This window comes from Qipengyuania sp. (genome assembly GCF_048550555.1).
Taxonomy (GTDB): Bacteria; Pseudomonadota; Alphaproteobacteria; order Sphingomonadales; family Sphingomonadaceae; genus Qipengyuania.
The window spans coordinates 1-4,776 of record NZ_JBLYYF010000035.1 but is presented as its reverse complement, the minus strand read 5'-3'; the positions used below and the strand labels follow the sequence as shown (position 1 = coordinate 4,776).

At 64.9% G+C, this 4,776-nt stretch carries 4 protein-coding genes, 1 tRNA gene and 1 pseudogene; 2 read left to right on the top strand and 4 right to left on the bottom strand.

Annotated elements, in window-relative coordinates:
• Positions 1-490: 490 nt before the first annotated feature.
• From ACN4E0_RS08820 to ACN4E0_RS08810, 3 genes and pseudogenes are all read right to left on the bottom strand, one after another.
• Positions 491-826, bottom strand: coding sequence for an alpha/beta fold hydrolase (locus ACN4E0_RS08820; protein WP_419567199.1), 336 nt, complete (start codon positions 824-826; stop codon positions 491-493).
• Between the two features lie 101 nt (positions 827-927).
• Positions 928-1,224: pseudogene (locus tag ACN4E0_RS08815) on the bottom strand (alpha/beta fold hydrolase); the annotation flags it as partial.
• Entirely contained in the window at positions 1,221-1,583 is a 363-nt protein-coding gene (locus tag ACN4E0_RS08810) for a hypothetical protein (protein ID WP_419567198.1), read from the bottom strand. The gene ACN4E0_RS08810 and the pseudogene ACN4E0_RS08815, both read right to left, overlap by 4 nt.
• Positions 1,584-2,276: 693 nt before the next feature.
• Between ACN4E0_RS08810 and ACN4E0_RS08805 the strand changes: the two genes are divergently transcribed.
• Both ACN4E0_RS08805 and ACN4E0_RS08800 read left to right on the top strand, forming a co-directional pair.
• Positions 2,277-2,876, top strand: a complete 600-nt coding sequence (locus tag ACN4E0_RS08805; RefSeq protein ID WP_419567196.1) for an OsmC family protein — start codon at positions 2,277-2,279, stop codon at positions 2,874-2,876.
• 52 nt (positions 2,877-2,928) lie between these two features.
• Positions 2,929-4,314: an FAD-binding oxidoreductase gene (locus ACN4E0_RS08800; RefSeq protein WP_419567195.1), complete on the top strand. Its 1,386-nt coding sequence runs from the start codon at positions 2,929-2,931 to the stop codon at positions 4,312-4,314.
• Between the two features lie 218 nt (positions 4,315-4,532).
• Here ACN4E0_RS08800 and ACN4E0_RS08795 read toward each other — a convergent pair.
• Positions 4,533-4,609: transfer RNA gene (locus ACN4E0_RS08795), tRNA-Met, on the bottom strand.
• Positions 4,610-4,776 lie beyond the last annotated feature (167 nt).

Sequence of the window (4,776 nt, the reverse complement as noted above, 5' to 3'; positions counted from 1 at the left end):
TTTAACACCGGGGGACCGGCTATCCATCTCTATCTGGCGACCATCGCAGCAGGCAGTCGAAACCGTCAGCGCCGCGTCGGTGAGGGCCATCTAGGCGTGACCCTCCCAACCGTCAATGGCTTTTTGCAGGATATTTCCATGGAGGGCAAAAAACCCCGGAATTCCGCCATTTTCGACCCGCAGCCTCGGCAGCCACCCTGCCCAGCCTGCGGTAGGCCACCACCGCGAAGCCTGCTCGAGCGGAGAATCGCGGCTGCGAACGAGCGGGATTCGGGAATGATTCCCCTTCGAGAATCGGATCCCGTCCGGCGCGGCCGTCGCGCGTAAGGGCCTTCCTTCAATCCGACGCGGGATCGATAAGGGGGTTTATGTCAAATCGGTGCGCGAGGCATGGGCGCTGCGCACCCGAGTGCCCTCCCCCCACCCTAGGTTTCCGTCGTGCGGAACCTGCGAAAACGCCGAGCCTGGGGAGCAGCGTCCGCTACCGGCGTCATGCAAGGAATTCGCGAATGCAGTCGATCGCCCGCCGCCAGGCCGGCTCGTTTTCGAGCACCCTATGGTTGCGGCTTTCGAGCGGTACGAATTGCGCGCCGGAGATGGTTGCGGCGAGTTCGCGCCCCAGGGCGAAGGGGACCACGCAGTCATCGCGTGGGTGCAGCAGCAGAGTGAGCACCACGACCTTGGCGAGCATGTCGCGCACGTCGATCTCGGCAAAGGCCCGTTGCAGCCGCACCGCATTCTCCGGTGAGGTCGATAGCCGCTGCAGCTCGTTGAACCAGTCGATTTCCTCGGCGGTCGCATCGGGCAGAAACAGCGTGGTGAACATCTGCCGAAAGCGGGATTGTTCTGCCCCCAACCGCTTCTGGTCAGCGTCAACATCGCTTCGCGACGTTCGATCTCACCGCGCCTGGCGCGCTTGCCCCAACCCAGCGCATATCCGCCGTAGAGTACCAGGCGCCGCACACGCCCAGGGTGGCGCAATGCGTAAGCGATCGACACGCTTGCGCCTTGCGACATGCCGAGCAAATCGAACTCCCCGATGCCGGTCGCTTCGACGACGCTCTCGAGGTCGTCGACGAAGGATTCGAAGGAGATATCGGGGGTGTCCCAGTCGGACAGGCCGTTGCCACGCTCGTCATAGCGGATCAGCAAGCGGAATTGGGTGAACTCCCGAATCCAGTGCCGCCAGAGCGGACTGTCCCAGTCGTGATCGAGATGATTCAACCAGTTCCCGTCTTGACCAGTGGAGGCCTCTCGCCTGCAAGCGAATAGGCCAGACCGGTTCCATCGGACGCGAAACGGAAGCGCGTGGGCTGGGCCGGGAGCAGCACCCCGGACTGAAATGTCATGGCCGGTGCGTCGCCTTGCGCTTGAACCGGCGCCGCGCTTTCGCGCCGCGCTGCCGCCTCCTGCGAGCGGCCGGTTTTCTCCAAGAGCTCGGTAACAGCGGAGCGGGCGAGCGCGTCTGCGGGATCGAGCTGTGCCCATTGCCGTGCGTAGGCAAGGGCAGATTCCGGGCCCACGACGCGCTGCACCAGCTCGCGCAGTATCGCGAAGCGCCACAGGCTGGTGTCCTCGCGCATCGCGACCAGCCACGCGTTGAATCCGTCGCAATTGCAAGATCGAAGCCTTCGAGGAATTCGCCCTCTCCACCTGCTAACTCTTCGAGAAGGTGGGTGTCCGCCTCGGCGATATCGCCTTTCGCCACTCCCCGAAGTGCGCGCCAGTCGACCCAGCATCGGGCACCGTCGAAGCGCACCGTCTCGCGGTCGGCGATCAGCCGCGGGCGATCGTCGTCGTCGACCACCGTACGCAGCTTGGACAGGCTCCATCGCAGCGCCCCGCGAGGATCGTCCGGCAGCTCCCACAGCAAGGTGCACAAGCGCTCGCGCCGGACCGGGCGGTCGAGCGTCGCGAGATAGCCGAGGAGCGCGCGAGTCTTCTTCGATGCAGGCAGCGCGACGACGTCGCCATGCCGCTCGATCACAAGGGGGTCCCAACAAACGGAGGACCAGCTCTTCCGGTCCGTTTCCGCACACCGTGGAAATTTACCACCGAGCCGCTCCCACGGCAAATACCACGCTGGCTTCCACCACCAATCACACGTGGGCGCTCCAGAGAAGGGACGTAGCGGCAATCGCCGCGAACGCAATCGGAGCACGATCATGAAGAGCAACCACACTCGTTTTTCGCGGATCGGGTCGGTCCTCCTGCTCGCCTGCCTCAGCAGCAGCGCAGTGATGGCCTTCGCCATCGCGCCTGTCGTCTGAGCCGCCATGACCAGAGACACGGATCTCGACCGCACCGGCAACCAAGACGATGACGCTGTCAACGGCTTCGACCGGACTGCCTTCGAGGAACTGGTCGAAGCCATTTCACCCGACGCAGGCCAGGAGCGTCTCAAGTTCCGCGTGACCACGCACTGGACCGGTCGCACCCGCTCCGAAACGGTAATCGACCACTACGAGATCGGCGGCAAGCGCATCGACCGGAGATTCAAGGTGGTTGCGGACGAGCCCCATGCGCTGGGCGGCCTCGACAGCGGCCCCAACCCCCAGGAACTGCTGATGAGCGGGCTGAACGCCTGCATGCTGATCGGCTATGTCACCAATGCCGCGCTCAAAGGCATAAGCCTGCACACGCTCGATATCGAGACGACCGGCCAACTCGACATGCGCGGTTTCCTCGGCGTGTCTCCCGACGTCCGTCCCGGCACCCAGCGCATCGACTACACCGTGCGCATCGGCGGCACCGGTACCGACGACCAGTTCTGCGCGATCCATCAGGCCGTGATGGCGCGCTCACCCAACTATTTCGACCTCAGTCAGCCGATCCGCATGACCGGTCGGCTCGAGATCGTCTCGCGACCGGAATGAAACCCGGCATCTCCCTCCAACCGAAACGCCAAATCTCTGAGAGGAAAACATCATGGCTACACTTCGCATGACCACCCCGCGCCTCGACCCGCACCTGCGCCGGAAGGCGATCGTCCGCGGCGACCCCGGCTATGACGAGGCGCGCGCGCTCTACAACGCTATGCTCGATCGCAAGCCCGAATGGATCGTCGCCTGCGAGAGCTCGGACGACATCGCCGCCGGGATCGCTTTCGCCCGCGACAACGACCTCCTGCTTGCAATTCGCGGAGGCGGGCACAACGGCGCCGGCCTCGGCAGCTGCGACGGCGGGCTGGTGCTCGATCTGTCGCCGATGAAACGCATTTCCTACGACGCCGGGACCGGACTCGTCTCGGTCCAGGCAGGCTGCTCGCAAGGCGAGGTCGATCGCGCGCTCGCCGAACATGGACGCGCGGTGCCCGCGGGCATCGTTTCGAGCACCGGAATCACCGGCCTCACCCTGGGCGGCGGTCACGGCCACCTCACCCGGGAATACGGGCTGACGATCGACAACCTCGTTTCCACCGACATGGTGCTCGCCGACGGCAGCTGCGTGACCGCCAGCGCCGATGAACATCCGGACCTGTTCTGGGCGATCCGCGGCGGCGGCGGCAATTTCGGCGTCGTCACGCAATTCACCTACCGCACCTGGCCGGTCGACCAGGTGGTCGCCGGCCCGATCTTCTTCGATGTGGCGCACACCGAGGAGGTGATGCGATGGTATCGCGACTTCATCCCCACCGCGCCCCGCAAGCTGTCTATCGCCTTCGGACTGAAGCGCATGCCCGCCGCGGATCCGTTTCCGCGGGAGCTGTGGAACCGCCCCGTCTGCGCGCTGATCTGCTGCTACAACGGAAGCGAGGAAGACGCCGCCGAGGCGATGCGGGAGGTGCGCGAGAACCTTCCCGAGCCACTGCTCGACGCCATGGCGCCGGTTCCCTTCGCCGACTGGCAGGCGGCCTTCGACGGCCTGCTTCCCAAGGGCCTGCAATGGTACTGGAAGGGCGACTATGTCGACGAGCTCACCGACGAGGCGATCGCCGAGCACGTCGCGCACGGTGGTAATACGCCGAGCAATTTGTCGCTCATGCACCTCTACCCGATCGATGGCGCGGTGCACGACGTCGCCCCCGAAGACACCGCCTGGGGCGCACGCCGCGCGCGCTGGTCCATGGTCATCGCCGGCATCGATCCCGATCCGGCCAAGGCCGCCGAATTGCGCGAATGGGCGAGCGACTACTGGCAGGCGGTGCACCGGCACAATCCGCACGGGGGCGCCTATGTCAATTTCATGCAGGCCGACGAGGGACAGGATCGCGTTCGCGCGGCCTATGGTGACAATTACGACCGCCTCGTCGAGGTCAAGCGCCGGTACGACCCCGAAAACCTTTTCCGCGTAAACCAGAACATCCGGCCCTAGCTGACAGCCCCGTCAGCTAGCAGGCGACCCGCAGCTCTCCCGTCCGTCCCGCTGCGGGTCGCCTGCATTACCGGAAGAGGCAAGGCGCCCTCGGCTCCGAAGGACATTGGGTCACACAGGTCCCGGCCTTGGATCCGCGGCCCAAGATCTGCGTGTGCCGGAACGCAAGAAGCCGCCCCTGCGGGCGGCTTTGGTGTGTGTGTTTTGGGTTGTAATGGTGGTTGCGGGGGTTGGATTTGAACCAACGACCTTCAGGTTATGAGCCTGACGAGCTACCGGACTGCTCCACCCCGCGGTACCTATATGTCTGCCTCGAGCGGGATCGAGCGGATCCCTGGGGCACCTTGCCTCGAGGCGCGTGGCCTGGAGACGCAAAAGCCGCCGCTCGGTTTTCACCGGCAGCGGCCTTTGAGACAAGTGAATGGGTTTATAGGGGTACCCATCGAAGCGGTGCTTCGACGG